Below are 23,724 nucleotides of genomic sequence, written 5' to 3'. Positions count from 1 at the left end.
GGCGTCGTTACGCGGGGGGTTCGCTCCAACCGACCTGCAGCAGGTCGGGACGCTTTCCACGAAGGGCCAACTGCGCACGACCCTGGGGAAGCTGCTTGGAGGCAACACCGTTTGCCAGGCGTCCCTCCATACGGTCGCCGGAGAACAGCACGCCCGGGGTGGCCATGTCGCTCAGCGACTGCAGCACCGGCTCGAACATCGCGCGCGCCGTACCGCCGGTGCGGCGGGCGGCGATGACGTGCAGGCCCAGGTCGGCGCCCTGCGGGATGAACTTGGCCAGGGGCGCGAGCGGGTTGCTGCGCGAGGCGATCATGTCCATGTCGTCGACGATGACGTACAGGTCGAGCCCCTTCCACCAGCTGCGTTCCCGCAGCTGCTTGGGGGTCACGTCCGGGCCCGGTAGACGCTGCTGGAGGGAACCGGCGAGGTTGTCGGCGACCGCCTTGGTCTGCTCCGCGGTCGTGCAGTAGGCCAGCAGGTGCTCTTCGGGAACCAGTTCCAGGTGTGAGCGTCGGAAGTCGACCATCACGATGCCCAACTCCTTGGCCGGACGTTGGACGATCTGCTTGACCAACCCGCGCACCAGGGTGGACTTGCCGCTCTGCGGGTCTCCGAACACCAGCAGGTGCGGGTCCCGGTCCAGGTTCATCACGGCCGGGGCCAGGGAGCTCTCGGCCATGCCCAGCACCAGCTCCCGCGACCTGCTCCGGCCGGACCTGCGTCCCTTGAGCAGCTCGTCCAGTTCCACGCGCTCGGGCAGGGTGCGCACGCCCTGGACCGCCTTTTGCGGCCAGCGTTCCCGGATCCGTTTGATCAGGTCCTGGACCCCGTCGGCCAGGTCCTCATCGCTCGCGACACCGTCCACCCGGGGCAGCGCCACGTGGGTGTGGTGCTCTTCCGCCGACAGGCCGCGACCGGGGGTGTCCTTCGGGATGTCCTCGGCGATCTTGCGCCCGATGCCCGAGTCCATGGGGTCGCTCAGCCGCAGCTCGAACCGGCCGCCGAAGAGCGCCTGCAGACGGGACCGGACCTGGGAGGAGGCCGCACCCGTCAGGATGGTGTGCACTCCCAGGGAGGGACCACGCGTGGCGATGTCCATGAGGTAGTCGTCGGCGGCGTCGAAGGCGTCCCGAACGGCCGACCAGCCGTCGATCATCAGGAACAGGTCACCCGGGACGCTGGAGGGCACCTTGCCCTCCGCGCGGGCCTGGCGCAGGGCCGCGGGCGAGTCGAGCTTGTGCTTGCGGAACAGACGCTGGCGGCGGTCGAGGTGTCCGGCCACGTCGGTGAGGACCCGCTGGACCTTCTCCGGGTCGGCCCGACCGGCCACACCCGCCACGTGCGGAAGCTCGTCCATCGCCTGGAGCGCGCCGCCACCGAAGTCGATCGCGTAGACCGCCACGCGACCCGGCGGGTACCGCCACGCCAGACTCGTGATGACGGTACGCAGCAGGGTGGACTTACCGGACTGGGGACCGCCCAGGACGACGATGTTGCCCTCACCGCCGGTGAAGTCCAGTTCGGCGGGGACCACGCGTTGTTCGCGCGGGATGTCGGTCAGTCCGAAGACCGCCTTGGCCTCGGTCGCGTTCGGCTCGGTGCCCGCGCCCTCCAGATCGTCCCCCTCGCCGAGGTCGGTCAGGACGGTGTCGAAGGTCAGCAGTTCCGGGAGGGGTGGCAGCCAGACGGGGCGTACGGGGTCGGCGCCGGAGGCCACCAACCGGTCCACGGTCACCTGCAGGGTGGTGCGCTTCTCCTGCTTGGGCTTGTCCTCCGACTTCGCCTTGATCGAGTCCACCAGCGACTCCACCAGCGATCCCGCGCCCGTCACCTTGTTCAGGCCGTTGTAGGACAGCAGGGGAAGGACCGGGTCGTGCTCGGTCTTCTCCTCCTTGGCCGGTGGTTCGTAGGGCTGGGAGACCATGGCGGCCTTGAAGCGTTCGAAGACCGAGGTGTCGACCTTCAGGTACCCCGAACCGGGCTCCGGGGGCAGGTGGTAGGCGTCGCCGACACCGATCGCCTCACGGCTCTCCGCCTCGGAGAACGTCCGCAGACCCACCCGGTAGGACAGGTGGGATTCCAGCCCCTTGATCTTGCCCGACTCCAGGCGCTGGGTGGCCAACAGCAGGTGTACACCGATGGAACGGCCGATCCGGCCGATCGCGACGAACAACTCCGCGAAGTCGGGGTGGGCGGTCAGCAGTTCGGAGAACTCGTCGATGATGATGAGCAGGTGCGGCAGCGGTTCCAGGTCGGGGTCGTTCTCCCGGGCCGCTTCGTAGGCGTGCAGGTTGGGCAGGTTGCCGGCGTTCTTCAGGATCTGTTGCCGGCGTACGAGTTCACCGAAGGTCGCCTCGCGGAACCGGATGACCAGACCGTCGTCGTCGGCGAGGTTGGTGATCAGCCCGGCGCTGTGCGGAAGTCGGTCGGTGTCGGCGAAGGTCGCGCCACCCTTGAAGTCGACCAGCAGCAGGGCGAGGTTCTCCGGTGAGTGGTTGATGACCAGGGAGGCCACCATGGTGCGCAGCATCTCCGACTTGCCGGAACCGGTGGCACCGACGACCAGGCCGTGCGGTCCCATGCCGCCGAAGGCCGATTCCTTCAGGTCCAACAGGACGGTGTTGCCGCTCGGACCCACACCGATGGGTACGCGCAGGTAGTCGCCGGTGGAGCGTTTGCGCCAGGTACGGCGGGTGTCCAGCGCGGCGACGTCGGGGACCCCCAGGATCTCCGGCAGTCCGACGGTCTCGTGCATGGCGTCGTCGCCGTCGGTCACCGCGATGCCGTAGGGGGCGAGAACGCGGGACAGGGTGGTCAGCTGGGCGACGCCGGCGTTGTCGGCCCTGCCGTCGAGGGGTACGTAGGCCGACTCAGGGTCCGGCTTGATGCCCTCGGTGTCCTCACGCAGGGTGCCGTCGGCCTCGATCAGGAGTCGTAGCTCCACGGAATCGGGTTCCTCGCGTCGCTCCGAGGACAGGATGATGACGTGGATGCCGAGGTCGGCCAGGTTGGTGACGGGGGGTTCGGCCTGGAGGCCGGAGAGGGTGGACTGGTACTCGCCGTCCAGGACGACCACGAGCCGTTGGGTCCCGGGGCCCGGGGGCTTGCCGCGGCGACGTTGCAGGTCGACGGTGCGCCGTTCGATCTCGTCGGTGAGCAGCTCCGCGACCTGCACGGTGTTGTCCGAGACGAAACGGGCGGGCATCGGTCCGTCCGTGGCGTCCTCGAAGGTGTTGTGCGGCAACCACTTCGTCCACTCCCACCGCTCTCGAAGCTTCGGGTCGCGGACCACGCCGATGCGCAGGTCGTGGGGGGAGTGGAAGACCGAGAGCTGGGAGATCATCGCTCGGGCGAGACCTCGTCCGGCCTCCCGATCTCCGTTGATCGAGATGACACCGTGCCGCCGGAGCGGCACGACCAGGGGCATCTCGGGGACGTCGCCGTAGAGCTCGATGAGCTGGTCGGCGGCGCCTTGGCAGACGGGGTCGTAGACGATCAGCGGGGAGGAGGTGTCGACCTTGAGCTTCAGCCTTCGGGCCAGCGGTCGCGTGCCGCATCCGACCCGCACGTCGAGGAAGTCGGGGTCGGAGGCCCTGCGCTCCCATCTTCTCGCTCGGGAGCGAGCCGGTTCCGTGAGCAGGCTCGGTTTCGGATGACGGAAGGCGTTGTCCGAACGCTGGCCGGCGGCGACGTCCCGAACGATCTCGCGCAACTGGTCCAGGTAGTCGACGTAGCGCTCTCGTTGCTCACGAATGCGCTTACGCGGGCCGTTGTGCTGGGCGACGAACATGATGATTCCGACGATGACGCTCGCGAGCATGATCATCACGCCCGCCACCATCATCAATGGTCGGTGACCCATGGTGATGGACATCAGGAGGGAACCCGAACCGGTGATGATCGGCATGATGATCATCGCGCCCGAACTACCGGCCGGCGCGTTCTCCGGCATCTGCGGCGGCGTCGCGATGACCAGCGGAGACGTCCCGGGCGCTGGAGGTATCTCACGCGCGGGTCGGGGAACAGGTCTCGTCGCCACGGGGGTCCCTTCTCCGTCCACCTGCAAAGTTTCGTGTTTAGGTGACTACGCTATAGATGATCTCGTGGACACAGCGAATCGCCTAATTTTCATCGGTTGCGCCCGTTGAGCATGGTAATCACCGAACGAGTCGACAAAGAGGGTCTTGGGTGAGCGGATACTGCAGGGTCACGGTCACCGGACCCCAGCGCTGGGCCGATCTGGCGCTACCGGGAAGCGTCCCCGTGGCCACACTCATGCCGCGCATCATCGAGGTGTGCGTGGACGAGGGGGAGAGCACCGAACCGGCCTCCTGGACACTGACCACGGTCGACGGTCAGCCCGTTCGTCCCGAAGAGCCCCTTGAAGGCGCGGGGATCTACGACGGGGACGTGCTCCTCCTCGATCGTGTGGTCGCCCCGAGCCGCCCCGAACACGTCGATGACGTGCGCGGAGCGGTCGAGGACAGCGTCGACGAGACCGCGTGGATCTGGAACCCGAGGACCACGTTGTCGTTCGGACTGCTCGTGGGCGGTATCGGTCCGTTGCTGATGCTGTTCCTCATGATGTGGCTGCGCCCGTCGCCGGGGCACCTCGCGGTGGCGGCGTTGGGCACGTTGTTGACGATCGGCACGATGATGCTCGCGGCCCGTCGGCCACTGCCCGCCGTCGCCTACATCCTCTTCGCGACGGCCTGTGTGTGGGGTGGCGCCACCGCGGTCCTCGCGGCCGGGTTCCTGTTCGGCCCCACCCCCCTGGTCATGGGGGCCATCGCGCTCTGCGGCGGACTGTTGGTGGCGGTGATCGGCTGGTCCATGCACGAGACCGGGCTCCCCTACATCGCTGGCCTCACGGTGCTGGCCCTGACCGGGAGCGTGCTGGTCGTGGTCGGGATCTTCGCGCAGCCGGTGCAGGGCGTGCGCGCGATGGGGATCGCACTGGCCCTGTGCGTGGGCGCGCTGCCGCGAGTGGCGATGGTGATGGGTGGTCTGTCCGGACTGGACTACGAGGTCGGCCGGTCGGGTCAGGTGGCCACGGAGCGGTTCGAGGAGACCTTCACCAACACCGACCGCCTGTTGCTGGGCATCGTGATGGGCACGGCCCTCTCCGGCGGGATCTTCGCGGTCCTGCTCGCCTACTTCGGCACCGGCCTCCCCGACCTGCTGCTGTGCGGTCTTCTCGGGGTACTGCTGGTGATGCGTTCCCGCCTGTTCGACCGCATCCGTCACGTGCTGCCCCTGCGCCTGGCCGGCGTCGTGGGTCTGGGCGCCGCGGGTGTCGCGGTCATGGCGCAGTACCCGGTGTTCGGCCCGTGGCTTCCGGTCGTGGTCCTGCTCGCCGGGATCCTGCTGAGCGTCCTGAGCTGGGTGAAGCTGAACGACGTCCCTCGCGCCTCGCTGCGCAGAGCCCTGAACTGGACCGAGATCCTCGTCATCATGACGATGTGCGTCATGTTCGCCTGGGGCATGGGTCTGTTCGAGTTCGTGGCGAGGATGACCGGAGCCACGTGACCCGGTAGCGGGCGCTCCGAAGCCACGTGAGCCCTCAGTAGAGGGTGCCGGTCCGTTCGAAGGTGTCCGGGTCCAGCAGGATCGGGGGCGTGCCGTCGTTGGTCAGGGCCGCGATGACCTCGCCGTCGGGGTGGACCGCGACGCTCCGGTAGGGGGCGGCCTCCCCGGCCGCTTCCAGCAGGTTCTCACCGGACTCCAGGTCCCAGACGTACGGATGGTACCTCCAGGCGCCCGGCCCCGTGCTCGCCATCCACGTCGCGTACAGCCGCTCGCCGGCGGGATCGAACAGGAGTTGGGTGAGGATGGGTTCGTCGTCGGTCTCGTACTCCTCACGGGTGAACGAGGCGACCTCGGTCCCGTCCGTGTAGTCCTCGACACGGATCTCGGGGTCATCGGCGTAGGCGACCTGGGTGGTTCCCGGCCGTACCGCCAGCGAGCTGTCCGAGGTCCCTTCCACCCTGCCGACCTCCTCGCCCGTCTCGGCGTCCCAGACACGGACCGTGCCGTAGTCGTTGGTGACGACGTGGTCCTCGTCCACGAACCCGGTCTCGTACTGGAGCCCTTCGGTGATGGGATCGCCGGACTCGCCGGTGGCGGTGTCGATGACGTTGGTGCCCGGGCCGTCCTCGTGGCCTCTGTCCAGGGAGATGGCCAGTCGGGTGCCGTCGGGGGAGAACGCGAAACCCTTCACGTCGTCCGGGTCGGCCAACCAGCGCTCCTGCTCGTCCGGACCCTCCTGCGGGCCCAGGTGTCGGACGGTCTCGCCGGAGAGCAGGTCGTAGGTGTGCGCGAGGTGGACGGGGTCTTCGCGGCCCTCGTACTCGACGGGCGCGGCGGCGACCAGTGTGCAGCCCACCGGTGAGAACGCCGCCTTCGAGAGCAGGCCCGAACCCGATGTGACGGGGCGGGCGATCTCCCTGCCCTCCCGCCAGTCCCAGACCATGAGTCCCGCCGCGGAAGCGACGCCCAGGACGTCGCCGTCACCGGAGAACGCGAGGTCGAAGACGTTGGTGTCCGGAGCGGGAGGCTCCTCCGGAGGCGGGAAGCCGGTGGCGTCCAGGCACCGACCCTCGCTGATCAGTGGTTCCGCCGCGTCCTCCTGGGCCGGCACGTCCGCCGCTCCACCGAACAGCCGGTCGTGGGCGAACACCGCGCCACCGGCCGCGAGTACGACCAGGACCAACGCCCCGGCGCCCAGGGCCGGCAGCCCGCCGCGCTTGCGACGCCCCGTCTCCGGCGGATTCGCCCCCCGGCGCGTGGGGTCGGTGGCCAGGACCTCACCCTGACGCGTGGCGACCGCGTCGATCGCAGCGCGCAGCGGAGGCGACCACGGAGGTGGTTCGGTGGGCCCACCGAGCATGCTCACCAGGTCGGAGGAACTGGGGCGCAGCCTGGGGTCCCGCTTGAGACAGGCGTCCACCAGGCCGCGCAGTTGCAGTGGCACGGCGGACAGGCCCTCGGGTCCGGCCACCCCGGAGACCGCGTAACAGAGCGTCGCGGCCCACGAGAAGACGTCGGTGGCCGGGCTCGCTCCGCCCTCCGGCGCGGCGAAGGCCGGATGCGGCGCCCGCCGTTCGGTGTCGGAGACCGCCCACTCCAGTCCGGGGTCGGCCAACGCCGCCCCGTGACCCGCCACGAGGACGCCGTCCGGCCACAGCGAACCGTGCGCCAGACCGGCGCCGTGCAGGTCGGCCAGCGCCTGGGCCAGGGCCAGCGCCAAGGGGCGCACCGCGTCCACGGGGAGCGGTCCGTGTGCGCGCAGGAGTTCGGCCAGTGTCGGTCCGAGGGGACGGCCGACGGCCACCCACGGCACCGCGCCGCGCAGGTCGGCGTCCCGGACCGCGCACACGTGCTCCCCGGACAGCCCCCGCGCCGCCTCCACCTGGTGGGCGAAGGCCGCGCGGAAGGTCGGGTCGGTGGCGTACTCCGGACGGACGACCTTCACCGCCACCGGCGAACCGTCGCCGGAGGCTCCCAGGTAGACACGGGCGTAGGCGTCCTCACCGAGGCGGGCGCGCAGCCGGTAGGGGCCGATGGCGGGCGGGTCGTGCGGGTGGAGAGGGAACATCGGGCCTTACCGGGGTCGGGGTCGACAGGGGCGCGGGTCGGGGTCACATCTGTTCGACCAGACGCAGTTCGGCCGCGTCGACGAACCACATACCGCTGCCGTGCGCGGGCACGCCCGCGATGACCTCGCCCTCGGGGTGCACGGCGATCTCGTGCAGGTACCCCTCGTTCTCGTCGACGGTCAGGTCCTCGCCCGTGGAGTACTCCCACACCTTCATGTACGCGTTCTCGAACTCGTAGTCCTTGGGGACGTAGGTGATGTAGACGCGGTCCGCCTCCACGCTGTACTGCACGTCGTGGACCTCGAAGTTCTCCGCGTCCATGTCCTCGTCGACGAAGTCGGTGGTGTCGGAGGTGTCGTCGAGGTCCACCCGACGGGCGCCGTCGACGAGGGGACGCAGGATGTCGGAGTCGTCCACCATGGAAACGCCATGGGGGTTGAGCAAGGGGCTGTCGGCGCCCTCGGCGACGATCTCGCCGCTCTCCACATCCCACACGTACAGCTGCTCCCCGTAGTCCTGGCCGATCACGCGGGTGCCGTCGGGGGAGACGTCGATGGCGCGCACGCTGTAGGGGCCGGCGAGCGTGTCGATCAGTTCGTCGGTCTCCAGGTCGTAGATGAGCACCGCGGAGTCGGTGCCGCCGCCCGCGCCGATGACCAAACTGCTTCCGTCGTCGGTGAAGTCGATGGAGCCGACGTCGAACCCCTCCGAGTAGACCGTGTGCTCGCCGCTCTCCAGGTCGTACACGTGAGCGCCGTCCTCGGAGGCGTAGGCCAGCAGACAGTCGTTCGGACTGAAGCTCGGGTGCCCGTACAGCATGGGGATCCGCGTCTCGATCCGCGCGACCTCCGTGTCCTCCCGCCAGCTCCACAGGGCCAGGCCGCCGGTGCCGGCGACGGCCAGGACCTCGCCGTCGCCGGAGAACTCCGTGTAGAAGACGCCTTCGTCGTCGTTGGGCGCGGTGGGTTCCTCCTTGGCCGCCTCGGTGAACTCGGGCGCGAGGTGTTCGGTGGCGTCGCAGGTCTCCCGCTGGGCCACCTCCTGCTCCTCGGGGTCGGGGGACCCGCCGATCAGGCCGGCCTGATCGGCGGTCCACGCACCGAGCCCGGCGACCATCGCCAGGGCGACGGTGGCGGCGCCGGCGATGAGCAGGCGCCCGCCCAGGCCGCCCTTGGCCCCGGGGGCGCCCTGGGCGGCCACCGCTGAGCGGTACTCGTGCGCGACCCCGTCGATCCGGGCGGCGGCGTTCGGAGACAACCAGGCGGCGGAGGTCGGAGCGGGTGCCACCGGACCGCCGAGGGCGTGCAGCACCTGCGCGGCGTTGGGGCGTGAGGCCGGGTCCTTCTCCAGACAGGCCGCGATGACGCCGCGCAGGGACGGTGGGACCCGCGCGAGGTCGGGATCGAGGTTGGCGATGCGGTACAGGACCGTCGAGGGGTGGCCGTCGCCGAACGGCCCCTGGCCGGTGAGGGCGTAGACCATGATCCCGCCGAGCGCGAAGACGTCGGCGGCCGGCCCCGGGCCACGCTCGGAGTCGACCGACTCCGGCGACATGAACGCGGGGGTGCCCGCGAAGCGTGCCCCCTCCTCGCCGGCCTCGGGAGAGTCCCCCATCGCGTGGGCGATGCCGAAGTCGATCACCTGGGGGCCCTCGGCCGCCACCATCACGTTTCCGGGCTTGAGGTCACGGTGGACAAGCCCGGTGGCGTGGACGCGCTCCAGGGCCTGGGCGATGCCGCGGGCCATGAAGCGCACCGACTGTTCGGGGAGAGGTCCGGTGTCGTGCACCAGGTCCTGCAGGGAAGGACCCATCACGTACTCGGTGGCCAGCCAGGGGGTCTGCCCGGAGGTGTCGGCGGCCAGTACGCGCGGCGTGTAGTTGCCGTGGACCCGCCGGGCGAGCTCCAGCTCCCGGGCGAACCGCTCACGGAACCCGGGATCGTAGGCGTACTCGGCGCGCACGACCTTGACCGCGGCGGGCCTGCCATCGGCGTCCACCCCGAGGTGCACACGGCCCATGCCACCGGAGCCCAGCAGGGCGATGACACGGTAGGGGCCTATCTCGCGCGGGTCGTGTGGAGCGGGTTGCTGCATGGTGCCCTTCCGGGGGTCTTCAGGAGAACTCGGCGACGACTTCGTAGTCGGTGGTGTCCAGGACACGGACGGTGGAGTAACCGTCTTCGGTCACGGTGGTGGCGATGTGCTCGCCGTCGGCGCTGACCCCGATGACCTCCGAGAGACGCAGGCCCTCGATCGGCGAGACCTCACCGGTGGCCGTTTCCCAGACCAGGGTGTCCGAGGACGGCCAACTCGTCCCCGAGTAGGCGATGGAACCGTCCGGGGACAGCGCGACCTCGTACACCTTGTCCTCGCCGAGGTCCGACATGTCCATTTCCCGGGTGGAACCGTCCGTCAGGTCGACCATCAGGACCTCGGTGTAGTCGGTCAGGACCACCATGGTGCTCCCGTCCGCGGAGAGCGCGAAGTCGGAGCTCTCCTCACCCTCGAACCGGTGGAGTTCCTCGCCGCTCTCGGCGTCCCACACGATCGTGAAGGAGGTGCCCTCCCCGCCCAGGTTGTAGCTCGCCCCCACCAACATCGATCCGTCCGGGGTGTAGTCCAGATCGTGCAGATACCCGTCGAGCGGGAGGACGGAGACGACCTCCTCGCTCTCCATGTCCCATGTCTGCAGGATCGGGTCACCGTCCTCGGTCCCGTCGTCGGAGGCCTCGGTCGCCAGCGTGGAGGCGTCCTCGGTGAGGGCGGCCATGTCGAACATGCCGAACTCCTCGTTCTGCCCCAGGACCGCGATCCGGTTGTCGCTGCCGCCCTCCCAGACCCGGATGTACTCGTTGACGGCGGTCGCGACGTAGCCGCTGTCGGTGAAGTCGGCCCCGAGGGCGCTCGGGTATTCGTCGACCGGCTCTCCGTCGCGCCAGTCCCACGTGCTGAGGGTGCCCGAACCGAAGACGTGCAGGTGGTCGCCGTCCTCGGAGAACGTGAGGGTGTACATGAAACCGCCGAAGTGGCCGCTCTCCTCCGTACCCGCCTCCCCCTCGTCGCCGGTCTCCTCACCGCCCTCTCCACCGGGTTCCTCGGAGCCGCCCGCGGTCGGGTCCGGCTCGTCCTCGGGGCCGGCGGGAAGCGCGGTCCACGCCAACGCCCCACCACCGAGCAGGACCAGGGCGGTGGCCGCGGCCGCCGCGACCACCACGGACCGGCGGCGCCACCACGAGCTGCCACCGCCCTGACCCGGGCCGGTGTCCAGGGGCACGGTGGTGCGCTCTGCGGCCTTGGCCTGTTCGGTCTCGCCCGCCTTGGCGTCGATCTGCCGGCTCACCTGGGTGGGGAGCCAACCGTGCGCGGCCGATGGCAACGGCAGCCCGGACAGCTCACGCAGGATGGAATCGGCGTCGGGGCGCTGCTCGGGATCCTTGGCCATGCACCGGGCGACCAGGTCCCGCAGCGGCCCCTCCGGGAGGGCCGCGAGGTTCGGATCCGCCTTCATCACCTTGGCGAGGGTGTTGACCGGGCCGCCCTCACCGAAGGGCGGCATCCCGCCGGCGGCGAAGATCACCGCACCGCCCAACGAGAACACGTCCGCCAACGGCGTGACGTTCTTACCGGTGATCTGCTCAGGAGAGGTGTAGGAGGGGGTCCCGAAGGTCTGACCGGTCCTGGTGAGGACGGTTCCCTCGACGGCGCGGGCGATACCGAAGTCGATGACCTGCGGGCCCCGCGGGGACAGCAGGATGTTGCTGGGCTTGAGGTCGCGGTGCATCAGACCCGCGGCGTGGATGGTCGACAGGGCCCGGGCCAGCCCCAGGGTGAGCACCAGCAGCGATTCGGCGGGAAAGTGCCCGACCTCCCGGACCGCCTCCTTGAGGGTGGGGCCGGGTACGTACTCGGTGGCCATCCACGGTTCGGGGGCGTCGGGGTCGGCGTCCACGACCGCCGGGGTGAAGGGACCCCTTACACGTTGCGCGGTGCGCACCTCACGGGCGAACCGTGCCCGGAATTGGTTGTCGTGCGCCAGGTCCTCCTTGACCACCTTCAGGGCACAGAGATGACCGTCGGGGGTGCGCGCGAGGTACACCTTCCCCATCCCGCCGGCCCCCAGCCGGGCGAGGAGCCGGTGGGGGCCGATGGCGGGCGGGTCGTCGGCGGTGAGGGGTTGCATGACTGCAGGGATCCTTACTGCGCGCGAAGCGGCGGTGCGGCGGCGGTGTTCCGGATGGTCCGCGAGGGGGTGGGGACCTGTACCGGGCCAATGTAGCGGGTAGACGACAAAGCACCCAGTGCGTTGTCCTCATCCGGCCCGAGGTTCCGCCTGGTCGGGAGGCCGCGGGGCTCAGTCGCGCCCGTCCATGACCAGATGCGCGAAGTAGCCCAGGTCGGGGTGGATCTCGTACGCGGTGACGTCTGCCTCCTCCGTGCGCAGCCCCGCCAGGAAGGAGCCGTCGTCGGTGAGGGCGAAGGGGTGTACGGCGGGGCCCGAGGTGGACGGGGCATCCGGCCAGAACTCCTCCCCGGTCTCGGCGTCCCAGGCCACCAGGAAGTGGGCCCGACCGTCTCCGTCGGTGCGCGAGGCCAGGACGAGATCGTGCTCGGGGCTGTAGGCCACGTTCATGAGGGTGCCGTCGGTGTTGCGGGACCGCAGGGACCGTTCGATCGTCCCGTCGCCGGTGTCGAGTACCACGACCTTGTCACCGCGCACGACCGCGAGGCGTTCCCCGTCCGGGAACAGGGCGAAGGCGTCTGCCCCGTCCCCGTCACGGGTCCGGACCAGGGTTCGGAGTTCGCCGCCGTCGGTCTCCCAGACGGCGACGCCCCCGTCGACCTCGCCCCCGGAGAGCACGGAGCCGTCCGCGGAGAAGGCGATGGCCCCGATGCTCCGTGAGCCCTCCAGGGCGGTGGTCCGTTCCCAGTTCTTCGTGGAGTACAGGTGCAGGTACCGGTCCTCGGGGTCGGAGTCCACCCCCACGGCCAGGGTCGAGCCGTCCGGGGCGAAGCGCACGGCCGGTACGGCCACGCCCTCGGCCACCGTGGCGCGCTCTCCGTCGGTCAGGTCGAAGACGGCGGCGCCGTCCCGGGTACCGACGGCCATCAGGCAACCGTCCCGGTGGAAGGCGACCGAGACGGGGGAGGAGAGACCGGTGTCGACGGGAACGTGGGCGGTGGGTTCACCCGACCCGGAGTCCCACAGGGTGACGCCGTCCTCCGTGGCGATGGCCAGGGCCAGGGAGTCGGGGGTGTAGACCAACGTGGAGGTGGAACGGGCGTCCGGTGTGGACGGCTCGCCGGGCGGTGCGAACTCCTTCGCGTAGCCGTTGGCGGGGGAACAGGAGCCGTTCCACGGAGGCGGGCCGAAGGTGAGCCGGTCGTAGGTGAACAGGCTCGCCCCGATGATCAGGGCGAGCGAGACCACCGCGACGACGGCGATCAACGGTCCCTGCCGGCGGTGAGGAGCGTGCGGGAACTCATCGGGGGGTGGCGGGTTCATGGGACCTTCCGGACGTCGTGGACCAGGACACGACGGCGGGGGTCAGCGGGGACGTCGTCCGTCGGTGTCCCAGCGGTGCGGATCGAACATACCGATCGGCAGATCCGTGTGTCCCGTGCGGGCCAGGTCGGCCAGGGCCACGCCCACGGCGGAGGCGAACTTGAACCCGTGACCCGAGAAACCACCCGCCAGGACCAACCCCGGAAGCTCGTCCCGACGACCGATGAGGAAGTGTTCGTCGGACGTCATCGTGTACATGCAGGACACCATGTGCTCCGGCAGCGGTCCCACCCCGTGCAGGCCGGCCGCGAGGTCTCCCAGACGACGTGCGTCGTCCTCGTCCGGGGGACGGGGGCCGACCTCCGGGTCGACCGGTTCGCCCCACTGGGAACCCGGGCGTCGGCCCGCGGCGGCGCGCACCGTCTCGGACTCGGCGTGGATTCCGATCTTCAGGGTGCGGCCGTCGTCCATGCTGGGGAAACCGAACCAGAGGGTGCCGTCGGGTTCGTCGCGTGCGAAGACCGGCTCGGGGGCCGCCGTGCCGGGCAGCGGCTCGGTGATGGGGAACCAGCCGAGCACGCGTCGCTCGACCCGGATGCCGCCGCCCAGGTCGGTGAGGCCGGGCAGCAGACGTGTCAGCCAGGCGCCGGCGGTCACGACCACGCGGCGGGCGCGGATCTCGGTGTCACCGACCCACACGCGCGGGCGGTCGGGGTCGGGTTCGATGCGGGTGACGGCCCGGTGCGCGAGCACCCGTGCCCCGGCCTGGCGGGCCAACCGGACGGCGGCGAGGATCGCGGGTTCGGGCAGGACCACCCCGGCGCTCTCCTCGAACACACCGACCTCGTCGGGACGCATGAGATGGCGCGGGTGGCGTTCGGCGAGGGCCGACGCGGAGAGGTGTTCGTAGGCCAGGCCGTGCTTCTCGGCGGCCAGGGTGGACCCGGCGATGGCCGCCGAACCGGGGTGGCCGAGCATCAGCGCGCCGGAACGGATGACCAGGCGTGCCCGAGCAGCCTCCTGGAGTTCGTCCCAGGCGCGCCATGCGGCGCGCACGAAGGGGACGTACTCGGCGCCCTCCAGGTAGGCGGTCCGGATGATGCGGGACTCGCCGTGGCTGGAACCGCGGTCGTGCCCGGGGGAGAACTGCTCGACACCGATCGCGTCGACGCCTTCACGGGCCAGCCGCCACAGGGTCTGGGATCCCATCGCGCCCAGTCCGACCACGACGGTGTCGGTGTCCAAGGGTCTGCTCATGGGGGAGAAGGCCAACGGGAGCGGGTCAGGCCGCGGCCACCGGGCTGCGGTGGGTGTAGTAGTGCGCCGGCTCCGGAATCCGGGCGAACGGGTTGAGCAGGGCGGCCGCGCCGCCGGGGTCGTTCGCGGGGTGCGACATGGTGCCGCCCTGGAAGAGGTCGTTCCAGAAGAAGCGGCCGTCGCGGCACCAGACGTTCACGTCGCGCATGACGGAGGCGACGGCCATCTCGGAGCTACCGGACCAGTAGAGGGGTCGGGTGGCCACTGTGGAGAGTTCGTTCAAAAGCGCCGTGATCGCCCGCTGGGCGCAGAAGGCGTGGCGGGGCTTGTGCTTGACCCGGCTGGCGAGTACCGACTTCGCCCGGGAGGCCCGGGGGTTGTTCAGGCGCCAGTGACTCAAGGTCGTCTCCAGTGTGTGTCGAGGAACCGCGGGTGCTGACCGTGTGTGCTTGTTGCGGCCACGTCGCCGCGGTGTCGAGGGGCCACCGGATGGCTTCCTCGAGCGAAGTTGGTGCGGTGTGAACTCTGTCGTTACCTCGCAGTTATTCTTCGCGCTCCGGATGCTAGCAGCAACGGACCCCCGAGAGTCGAGGCTTGCGAGTGTGACGCATGTAACACCTAACAAGTCTGTATCGACCTGGTGATTCATGGAACACGCAGTTCAGGGCGGGTGAATGGAACATGGGTTCGAGTTGCCCGACCGAGATGAAGGGACTCTGGTCCCGAGTCGACTGTCGCCAGAGTCACCCGGTTTCGCCACGTTGAGCCGCGAAACTGTCGCCTACGGTGACTTTGCGCAGGTGGGGGAGGTTTTGCCTGCCGGACGCGGCGCTTTGCCCTTTCCGAACCCGCCGCACCATCGGGCATTCCCGTTCGTTTTGCGCGGCCGGTCACCCCGGTGTAAAGGGTGTTCACCGGTGTGGAGGAGACTGGAAACGGCAGGAAACAAGGAGAGAAGCGGCGAAGTGACCGAGACCCAGTCCAAAACATCCGGTGACAGGACAAAAGTGAACAGCGCATCCCCCGCCGAACCACAGGGCGGTGCCCGGGCCTGGCTGGTGTGGGGCGTGGCAGTGGGCGGTTACTTCCTCGCCATGCTGCATCGCAACGGACTCGGCGTGGCCGCCCTGGAGGCCCAGAGCCGGTTCGACGTCGGGCCCGCGCTGCTCTCCCTGCTGCCCATGCTGCAGTTGCTCGTGTACGTGATCCTGCAGGTGCCCGCCGGACTGCTCGCCGACCGGCTCGGCCCCCGGTACACGCTGGTCATGGGCATGGCGGCGATGGCCATTGGATCCTGCATGTTCGCGCTCGCCCCGGGGATCGAGGTGGCGGTCGTCGGCCGTTTCCTCATCGGTCTGGGTGACGCGCTGGTCTTCCTCAACGTCATCAGGCTCGCCGCGCTGTGGTTCCCCCGCGCGCGCTACGCGCTGGTGAGCGGCCTGACCGGCGTGGTCGGCGGCACCGGCCAAGTGGCCAGCGCGGCCCCGCTGGCCTGGGCACTGGGCGGGATCGGCTGGGTGGCGGCCTTCCTCGCCACCGCCGGCCTCACCGTGCTCATGGCGCTCCTGATGCTGGTGGTGGTCCGCGACCGGCCCACCGGGGCGGCCGGACACTCCACCGTCGCCGACCCCATATCCGCCTGGGCCGCCCTCAAGGAGGCGCTGCGCGCCGACGGGCCCCGGATCGGCATGGCGCACCACGCGGCCGTCATGGCACCGTTCACGATGATGATGGTGCTGTGGGGCTATCCGTTCCTCGTGAACGGTCTGGGGCTCTCCGAGAGCGTGGCCGCCCTCACCCTCACGGGTCTTGCCGCCGGAGCCCTTCCCCTCGCGCCCCTCGCGGGAGTCCTGGTCGGTCGCAGACCGGGTGTGCGGGCCTACTTCGCCCTGGTCTTCGGCGCAACCCTGAGCCTGGGGTGGCTCCTCCTGGTCCTGTGGCCGGACGGCGCCCCGGTCCCCCTCGGCGTGGCGGTGCTGGCCTTGAGCGCGCTCGGCCAGACCATGGCGCCCACGATCTCCTTCGACTTCGCCCGCGACGGCATCCCCGCCGGTCGTACCGGGGTCGCCTCGGGCCTGGTCAACATGAGCGGGTTCACCACCGCCGTCGTCTGCACCGTCGCCGCGGGCGCGATCCTCCAGGCGCTCCCGGAAGACCCCACCTCCTACCAGGTGGCCTTCGTGCCCATGGCCGTCACCACGGTCCTGTCCACCTGTGTGCTCGCCGTGTTCATCAGGCGCCGGGTCAGGACCTGAACCCCGGGCCCACCCGGAACCGGGCGGGGGCAGGAGCCGGTGATCCGGGCCCCGACGGGGCCGAGGCCCATTCCGTACCGCGGCGCCGTCCACCGGGCGACAACGCCAGAGGGGCGGGACGAGTCGATCGTCCCGCCCCTCGGCGGTGTTAGGCGTCCCGTCGGACCTTAGAAGGCCTCTTCGGGGACCTCCATGAGGCCCAGGTTCACGTTCTGGGCGATCTTCAGCTCGGCCTCGACGCGGGGCAGGAACTGCTCGGAGAAGAAGCGCGCGGCGGCGATCTTCCCGGTGTAGAAGTTCTTGTCCTCGTCGTCGGCGCCGTCGACGCTGTTCAGCGCGATCTCGGCCTGGCGGAGCAGCAGCCAGCCCAGGACGACGTCACCGAAGGCGAACAGCAGGCGGACGGAGTTCAGGCCGACCTTGTACAGCTCGCGGGAGTCCTCGGCGGAGCCCATCGCGTGGCCGACCATGAGCTCGACCATCTTCTCGACCTGGCCGAGGGCACCGAGCAGGAGCGCGCGCTCCTCCTTCAGCTGACCGTTGCCGGCGTCGCTCTCGGCGAAGGCCTTGATCTCGGCGGACAGCTTGCCGATGGCCTGGCCACCGTTCTTCACGATCTTGCGGAAGAAGAAGTCCTGCGCCTGGATCGCGGTGGTGCCCTCGTACAGGGTGTCGATCTTGGCGTCGCGGATGTACTGCTCGATCGGGTACTCCTGCAGGAACCCGGAGCCGCCCAGGGTCTGCAGGGATTCGGCCAGCAGCGCGTAGGAGCGCTCCGAGCCGACACCCTTGACGATCGGAAGCAGGAGGTCGTTCATGGCCTCCAGCTCGGAGGCGTCCTCACCCTTGGCCTGCGCGATCTGGATCGCGTCCTGCTGGGTGGCGGTGTAGATGACCAGCGAACGCATGGCCTCCACGTACGCCTTCTGCGTCATGAGGCTGCGACGCACGTCCGGGTGGTGGGTGATGGTGACCTTCGGGGAGTTCTTCGCCCCGGCGAGGTCGTTGCCCTGCACGCGGTTCTTGGCGTACTCCAGGGCGTTCAGGTAACCCGTGGACAGGGTCGCGATCGCCTTCGTCCCGACCATCATGCGGGCGTACTCGATGACGAGGAACATCTGGCGGATGCCGTCGTGCTTGTCGCCGACGAGGTAACCGATGGCGGGGTGCTTGTCGCCGAAGGTCAGCTCACAGGTGGTGGAGGCCTTGAGACCCATCTTGTGCTCGACGTTGGTCACGTAGGCACCGTTGCGCTCGCCGAGGGAGCCGTCCTCGTTGACCAGGTACTTGGGCACCAGGTAGAGGGAGAGGCCCTTGGTGCCGGGGCCGGCGCCCTCGGGGCGGGCCAGCACCAGGTGGAAGATGTTCTCGGACATGTCGTGCTCGGCCGAGGTGATGAAGCGCTTGACACCCTCGATGTGCCAGGTTCCGTCACCCTGGTCGGTGGCCTTGGTGCGGCCGGCGCCGACGTCGGAACCGGCGTCCGGCTCGGTCAGCACCATGGTGGCGCCCCAGCCGTTCTCGATGGCCTGCTGGGCGAACTTCTTCTGCGCCTCGTTGCCCTCGGAGTGCAGGATGCCGGCGAAGCCGGGGCCCGCCGAGTACATGTGCACGGAGGGGTTGGAGCCCAAGATGAGCTCGGCCGCGGACCACACCAGGGAGCGGGGGGCGCCGAGGCCGCCGAGCTCCTGGGGAAGGTCGAGGTTGTACCAGCCGGCGTCCATGTAGGCCTGGTAGGACTTCTTCAGGCTCTCGGGGATGGCGACGGTGTTGGTCTTGGGGTCGAAGACGGGCGGGTTGCGGTCCGCGTCCTCGAACGACTCCGCGATGACACCGGTGGCGAGGCGGTTGACCTCGTCCAGGATGGTGCGCGCGGTCTCCTCGTCGAGTTCCTCGAAGGGGCCCTGGCCCAGGATGTCCTGGCGCTTGAAGAGTTCGAAGAGGTTGAACTCGATGTCGCGCAGGTTGCTCTTGTAATGCGTCATGGACAGCTCCGCTGTGTCCCTGGCCGCGGTGTCTGTACACGCGGATCTACCGACTAGTAACAAGTCAATGTTACTACTGAGTAGCTCCATGCGCCAGTCTTGACAGGTACTTGTGTCGGTCAAGAGTGCGTCAGCTGTCCTGAAGGGCAGGTTATGGGGGCTTTTCGGACACTAGCCCCATCGGTATGGGTGCGCTCCCAAACCGGTACGAAGGCACGCACGAGCCCCCGGCCGCCCGCGAAGCGCGGATCGGGCGGCCGGGGGCTCGGGTGGTGTGCGGGGGCCGGGCGGGTCAGGCCTGGAACTCGGTGATGCTCTCGGCGACGCCCTCCTCGATCTCGACCTCGGCGAGGACGACGGTGCCGTCCGCGAGCGCGGCGTCGAAGTCGTCGAAGGGGCACTCCACGGTTCCGGTGTCGCCGGCCGAATCGGAGGCGCAGGTGTAGAGGCCGCCCAGGATCTCGGTCTCCTCACCGACGTGGAAAGCCTGGCCGTCGATGATGTACTCGCCGGGGGCCAGGTACTCCAGTTCGCCGGAAAGGGAGCCGCTGAAGGCGTCGGACCCGGCCTCCCCGCCCTCGGTGTCACCGCTGCCGCCCTCCTCGCCGCCGTCTTCAGCGGAACCACCCTCGGCGTTCTCCGAGCCCTCGGTCTCGTTCGCCTCGGTCTCGGTGGTCTCCGGGGGAGCCTCGTTCGCGGAGCCCTCCGTTTCCGAGGCGCCCGCGTCCGTGCCGCACGCGGCCACGCCCGCGACGAGCAGGCCGGAGGAGAGAAGGGCCAGGGCGGTGGAGCGGAAAGTGTTCTTCATGATGTCCTTTTCCGGGTTCGGGATACGTGTCGTCCTTGCCAGGGTCCGAGGGATTTTCGTTGTGCTCCGTGGCGGCGGTGATCAAGTGCGATGTGATCGCGTCGACCTTCGGGGTATCCGGTCCCCCTCGTCCTCGAAGGCCGCTCCCTGCAGGGCTTGAAGCCAGGTTCCATGCTCGCCGGCGGTGGTTGAATTCTCTGTCAGAAAGGCGGGTATTCATGAAATTCTATGGGATGCTCAAATGAGTGAAGGTTTTATTCTTGATGATCCTTGGATGGCGGTGAATCATTTGTGGTTCTCTGGATTCGCTGACTTTTTCTGATTTTCCGGATCTCCACCGCCCACCGTCACCGGGAAACGGGCGCGGGGCGCGGGGCTCGACCCGTCCTCGCGGAGCGAGGGGAAAGCAAGGGATCCCTCCCCGTGGCGCCAGGGGTGGAAGCGGCGTGGGCTCCGTCCCTGGTCCCACCGGCTCCCCCTCCCGTCCACGTTCCCCCGCCGGGCTTCGCGTCCTGCTATCCCGACGCCATCGATGTGCAATGTCCCCCTCGGATGATGTGAGCGCGTTCCACCCCAGTGGGGTCCGCGCCAAGGAGCGGAGCACGGTCGTCCCTTCACGGAAGGGATCGGACCCACCGCGCCGCCGATGACACCGAGTCTTGCGATCAGGGACGGCAGCCATGCAGCAGGCAGAGCCCAGTGACAAGGAGACGCCGGACGCCTCCGGCCCGAGCGAGGGAAGAGACCCCGTGTGGGACAGCCGGCCCCGCCTCCGGCACGACGTCCTGTTCGCCGACACGGGATCGGGGGTGCTGCTCCGGCACGCCGACGCCAGTTTCGTCGTCAAGGGCCGAGGAGCGTACCGCTTCTTCTCGGCGCTGGCCCCCTACTTCATGGGGAGGGTCACCGTCGCGGAGCTGGCCGACGCGATCCCACGGCAGCAGCGACCGATGCTGCTCAGCCTCGTCGGCACCCTGCTCGACCGTGGTTTCGCCCGCGACTCCCGACCCGCTCCGGAAGGAATGCTCGACCCGGAGGTGAAAGCCGGCTTCCAGCGCCAGATCGACTACGTCGAGCACTACGTCGACGGTGCGGCCGAGCGGTTCGCCCGTTTCCGCGGCCTGCGCGTACTCGTGGCCGGGGACGGCCCGATCGCTGGGCGGACCGCCCTCGGCCTGCTCCGCAACGGAGCGGGAAGCATCGACATGGCCGGCGGTGACGGGATCACGAACACCCTCCTCGACGAGGCCGACCGGTCGAAGGCGCAGGGCCGTCCGGTCGAGCTGCGTACCGTGGACCTGTCCCCGGCCACGATGACGGGTGCGGACCTCTCCGGGTACGACCTCGTCCTCATGGCCTCGGACGAGCGTTCCCTGCCGCAGGTGTGGCGGCTGTGCGCGGACGCCGACGCGCCACCCCTGCTGCCCGCGGTGGTGCTCGGCGAGCACGTGGTGGTCGGCCCGCTCAACACGCACGGAACCGACTCCTGCTGGAACTGCTTCCTCCTGCGATACACCGAGGCGGCCGACGCCAAGGTGGCGGCACGGATCTGGCGCCGTTTCCAGGTCGACGGTGAACACCTCGCGAGTACCCGGATCCACGAGCCGCAGACGGCGATGGTCGGTAACTCCCTGGCCTTCGAGGCGTTCCGCTGGGCGACGGGGGTCCTGGAGGGGGAGACGCTCGAAGCGGCCTTGGTCCAGGATCTGCGCACCCTGGACAGCGCCTCGGAAAGGGTCCTGCCGCATCCGTCCTGCCCCGACCGCCACGGGGCCGATGCCTCGGTCGACCTTCCGTGGACCGGGCTCGACGTCGAACCGGAGGACGACGACTCCGTGAGCGAGGCCTACCTGGCCGCCGAGGCCATGGTGGGCGCACGCCTGGGAATCATCCAGGACCACCTCGACCTGGACCTGACCCAGTCCCCCCTGAAGGTGAGCAGGGTCGGCTTCGCGGGACACGACGGGAACGGCTCGAAGATCGCACGCGCGGACGTCCACACGACCCTTAGGGCCCGGCTGCGGACGATGCGCGCCGCCGCCCTGGGCTACGTCAGGTCCAACGCCACCGTCCACACGGGCTCCGACTCCGTTGCCGGGGAGCCGGTCCGGCTGGACGCCGACCGGATCGGCACGGCGATCGGTGCGTCCGGACCGCTGCCCGACGCGCCGTTCACGCGCGGCCTCTGCCTGGTCGACCACGCGGTTCGAGAGGTGCCGGTGGCCGCGGTCCACCCCTTCTCCGCGTTCAACGCCGAAGGAGCCTTCGAACGGACCGTCGGGGGTGAGGGCGTGGGATCCACGGCCGGATACGCGTCCAACGCCGCCCTGTTCAGCGCCGGTGCCTTCGATGCCCTGCGGGAAGCGGCCTCGGGCCGACCGGTCACGCGGATCGACCCGTCGCGTCCGCCGGTCGGCAGCGAGTTGGAGTTCCTGACCGGTGTCGCCGCGACGATGGGAATGGAGGTGAGACTGCTCCGGCCGGCCGGCCCCGTCCCCACCGTCATCGCCCGACGCGAGGAGGGAACGGACTGGGCCCTGGGCTTCGGCGCCTCCACCAAGGAGGCCGCGACCGCCGCTTTGCGCGACCTGATCGCCCTGGAACAACTGGTGGAGCACGGGGTCCCGCCCCATGAGGTGGCCGACACGTGGCTGGAGGCCTTCGACCCACGCTCCCTCGTCCTCGACACCGACTCCCCGGCGGAGCCGCCGGACGACGCACGCACCACGGCCGACCAGGTGTGCAAGGCGTTGGCCGAGGACGGTAGGAACGCCGTCGTCGTCCGGACCGGTACACCGGACCTGGAACGCTGCGGGATCCACACGGCCAAGGTGCTGTTCACCGTGCCGTCCAAGACCACCTCGGCAGACGGGAACGCATGAGCGCCGTGTCGGTGCGGCACCACACGAACGGTGCGGCGGCCGGGTCCGGTCCGTTGGAGGGCGCGCGGATCCGGCTGGAGGAGGCCCTGAACGGTTCGGCGTCGTTCCCCACACCGGGGACGAGCGTCGTGGTGCGCACCCTGGGGGAGCGGGACCTGCTGTGGGACCCGTTCGAGGGTTGGTGGGAGGGGATCGACCCGGATTCCCCCCTGCTCCCCGTCCTCCTGCACGACCGGTACGTGCTCCTTGGACCCGTCCGACGGGAGCCGGCCCTGGCTCCGGGGTGCCTCGTGTGCCTGGCGCGTCGATGGCAACAGCTGCGCCCGGACGAGTACCGGGACACGCTGGAGAAGGGGTCCCGGATGCGGGCGCACCGCCAGTCCCCCTACCTGACCGGGTTCGCGGTCGACGCGGTGTGCTCCCTGGCCCGGGCACTGACGTCCGATCCCCTCCTGGACGAGATCGACGGCGGCGGCAACCGGTACGTCTATCGGCTGGACCTGACGGACCTGAGGGTCGACCGACACCCCCTGGTGCCCGACTCGCAGTGCCCGGCCTGCGCGACCCGTGTCCTCGACGGCCCCGAGCACATCGTGGCGGAACCGCGGCCTCGGCCCAAGCCCTCCGCGGACACGATGCGCGTGCGGTCCGTGTCGGAGTACCGGATGTCGGAGGCCGCTCTGGCCAACCCCGTGTGCGGAGTGCTCTCGGCCAAGGGGATGCTGCGTTTGGAGAACACCACGACGGCCCCGGCCGTGGGTTACGTGTCCGTGCGGGGATCGGGCTACCTGCACCCCTCCTACTGGGGCGGTCACGCCGACACCTACCGAGACAGCCTCCGCCTCGGACTGCTGGAGGGCCTGGAACGCTCGGCGGGTCTGGCGCCGAGGAGGTACCGGCCCTCGGTCAGGGGCACCTACCAGGAACTCGCGGCGAACGCGCTCGACCCACGCGACCTGGGCACCTACGACCGTGTCTTCTACGAGCACAACCCCGAGTACCGGCCGTTCACGGAGGACACCCCGCTGACCTGGGTGTGGGGACGCTCCCTCGGCGAAGGGCGCCCGGTGCTCGTCCCCGAGGTCTCGGTCTACTACCACGGGCTCGGGGAGGACCGGAAGATCGTCCAGGAGTGCTCCAACGGATGCGCCACCGGAGGCAGCGAGGAGGAGGCCACCCTGCACGGGCTTTTCGAACGCGTCGAACGGGACGCGTTCCTCCTCGCCTGGTACGGGCGGTTCCCGGTCACCGAGATCGACGCCGACAGTTGGCGTTCCGAGTCCATCCGGTGGATGGTGCGGCGTCTGGCGCTGTACGGGTACCGGGCGCGGTTCTTCGACGCTCGGACGGCCTTCGCGATCCCCGTCGTGATCGCCGTCGCCGAACGCGAGGACGGTGGCCCGGGGACCCTCTGCTTCGGGGCCGGGGCGAGCCTG

The 23,724-nt window shown here is 69.7% G+C and carries 13 protein-coding genes; 4 read left to right on the top strand and 9 right to left on the bottom strand.

The features are described 5' to 3' along the window. Window positions 1-7: 7 nt before the first annotated feature. A complete protein-coding gene (gene eccCa / locus K8V84_RS13125) occupies window positions 8-3,916 on the bottom strand; it encodes a type VII secretion protein EccCa (RefSeq protein WP_304074532.1) in 3,909 nt (1,302 codons plus the stop codon). A 272-nt stretch (window positions 3,917-4,188) separates the two neighbouring features. Between eccCa and eccD the strand changes: the two genes are divergently transcribed. Continuing rightward, a complete protein-coding gene (eccD, locus tag K8V84_RS13120) occupies window positions 4,189-5,529 on the top strand; it encodes a type VII secretion integral membrane protein EccD (RefSeq protein WP_304074530.1) in 1,341 nt (446 codons plus the stop codon). A gap of 34 nt (window positions 5,530-5,563) precedes the next feature. Here eccD and K8V84_RS13115 read toward each other — a convergent pair whose 3' ends face one another. From K8V84_RS13115 to K8V84_RS13090, 6 genes are all read right to left on the bottom strand, one after another. Beyond that, window positions 5,564-7,597: a tyrosine protein kinase gene (locus K8V84_RS13115; RefSeq protein ID WP_304074528.1), complete on the bottom strand. Its 2,034-nt coding sequence runs from the start codon at window positions 7,595-7,597 to the stop codon at window positions 5,564-5,566. 43 nt (window positions 7,598-7,640) lie between these two features. Continuing rightward, a complete protein-coding gene (locus K8V84_RS13110; protein ID WP_304074526.1) occupies window positions 7,641-9,692 on the bottom strand; it encodes a serine/threonine-protein kinase in 2,052 nt (683 codons plus the stop codon). Window positions 9,693-9,711: 19 nt separating this feature from the next. Beyond that, window positions 9,712-11,778, bottom strand: coding sequence for a serine/threonine-protein kinase (locus K8V84_RS13105; protein WP_304074524.1), 2,067 nt, complete (start codon window positions 11,776-11,778; stop codon window positions 9,712-9,714). Window positions 11,779-11,949: 171 nt separating this feature from the next. Then, window positions 11,950-13,101 (bottom strand): WD40 repeat domain-containing protein, encoded by a 1,152-nt coding sequence (locus tag K8V84_RS13100; RefSeq protein ID WP_304074522.1) that lies wholly within the window; start codon window positions 13,099-13,101, stop codon window positions 11,950-11,952. Between the two features lie 42 nt (window positions 13,102-13,143). After that, window positions 13,144-14,358 (bottom strand): N-methyl-L-tryptophan oxidase, encoded by a 1,215-nt coding sequence (gene solA / locus K8V84_RS13095; protein WP_304074520.1) that lies wholly within the window; start codon window positions 14,356-14,358, stop codon window positions 13,144-13,146. Window positions 14,359-14,383: 25 nt separating this feature from the next. Further along, entirely contained in the window at window positions 14,384-14,758 is a 375-nt protein-coding gene (locus K8V84_RS13090; RefSeq protein WP_304074518.1) for a hypothetical protein, read from the bottom strand. A gap of 607 nt (window positions 14,759-15,365) precedes the next feature. Here K8V84_RS13090 and K8V84_RS13085 point away from each other — a divergent pair. Continuing rightward, window positions 15,366-16,613 carry an MFS transporter gene (locus K8V84_RS13085; RefSeq protein WP_304074516.1) on the top strand — a complete coding sequence of 416 codons (1,248 nt, stop codon included), beginning with the start codon at window positions 15,366-15,368 and terminating at the stop codon, window positions 16,611-16,613. Window positions 16,614-16,780: 167 nt separating this feature from the next. On the opposite strand, the gene K8V84_RS13080 is transcribed toward K8V84_RS13085, so the two are convergent. After that, window positions 16,781-18,598: an acyl-CoA dehydrogenase gene (locus K8V84_RS13080; protein WP_304074514.1), complete on the bottom strand. Its 1,818-nt coding sequence runs from the start codon at window positions 18,596-18,598 to the stop codon at window positions 16,781-16,783. Window positions 18,599-18,890: 292 nt separating this feature from the next. Further along, a complete protein-coding gene (locus K8V84_RS13075) occupies window positions 18,891-19,406 on the bottom strand; it encodes a hypothetical protein (protein ID WP_304074512.1) in 516 nt (171 codons plus the stop codon). Window positions 19,407-20,086: 680 nt separating this feature from the next. Between K8V84_RS13075 and K8V84_RS13070 the strand changes: the two genes are divergently transcribed. Next, entirely contained in the window at window positions 20,087-22,288 is a 2,202-nt protein-coding gene (locus tag K8V84_RS13070) for a TOMM precursor leader peptide-binding protein (protein ID WP_304074510.1), read from the top strand. Further along, window positions 22,285-23,724, top strand: a 1,440-nt coding sequence (locus tag K8V84_RS13065; RefSeq protein ID WP_304074508.1) for a TOMM precursor leader peptide-binding protein, incomplete at its 3' end; no start/stop codon positions are given. The genes K8V84_RS13070 and K8V84_RS13065, both read left to right, overlap by 4 nt.

It is taken from the genome of Nocardiopsis listeri (genome assembly GCF_020741345.1).
Taxonomy (GTDB): domain Bacteria; phylum Actinomycetota; class Actinomycetes; order Streptosporangiales; family Streptosporangiaceae; genus Nocardiopsis; species Nocardiopsis listeri_A.
This window is presented reverse-complemented; position numbering and strand designations above follow the sequence as displayed.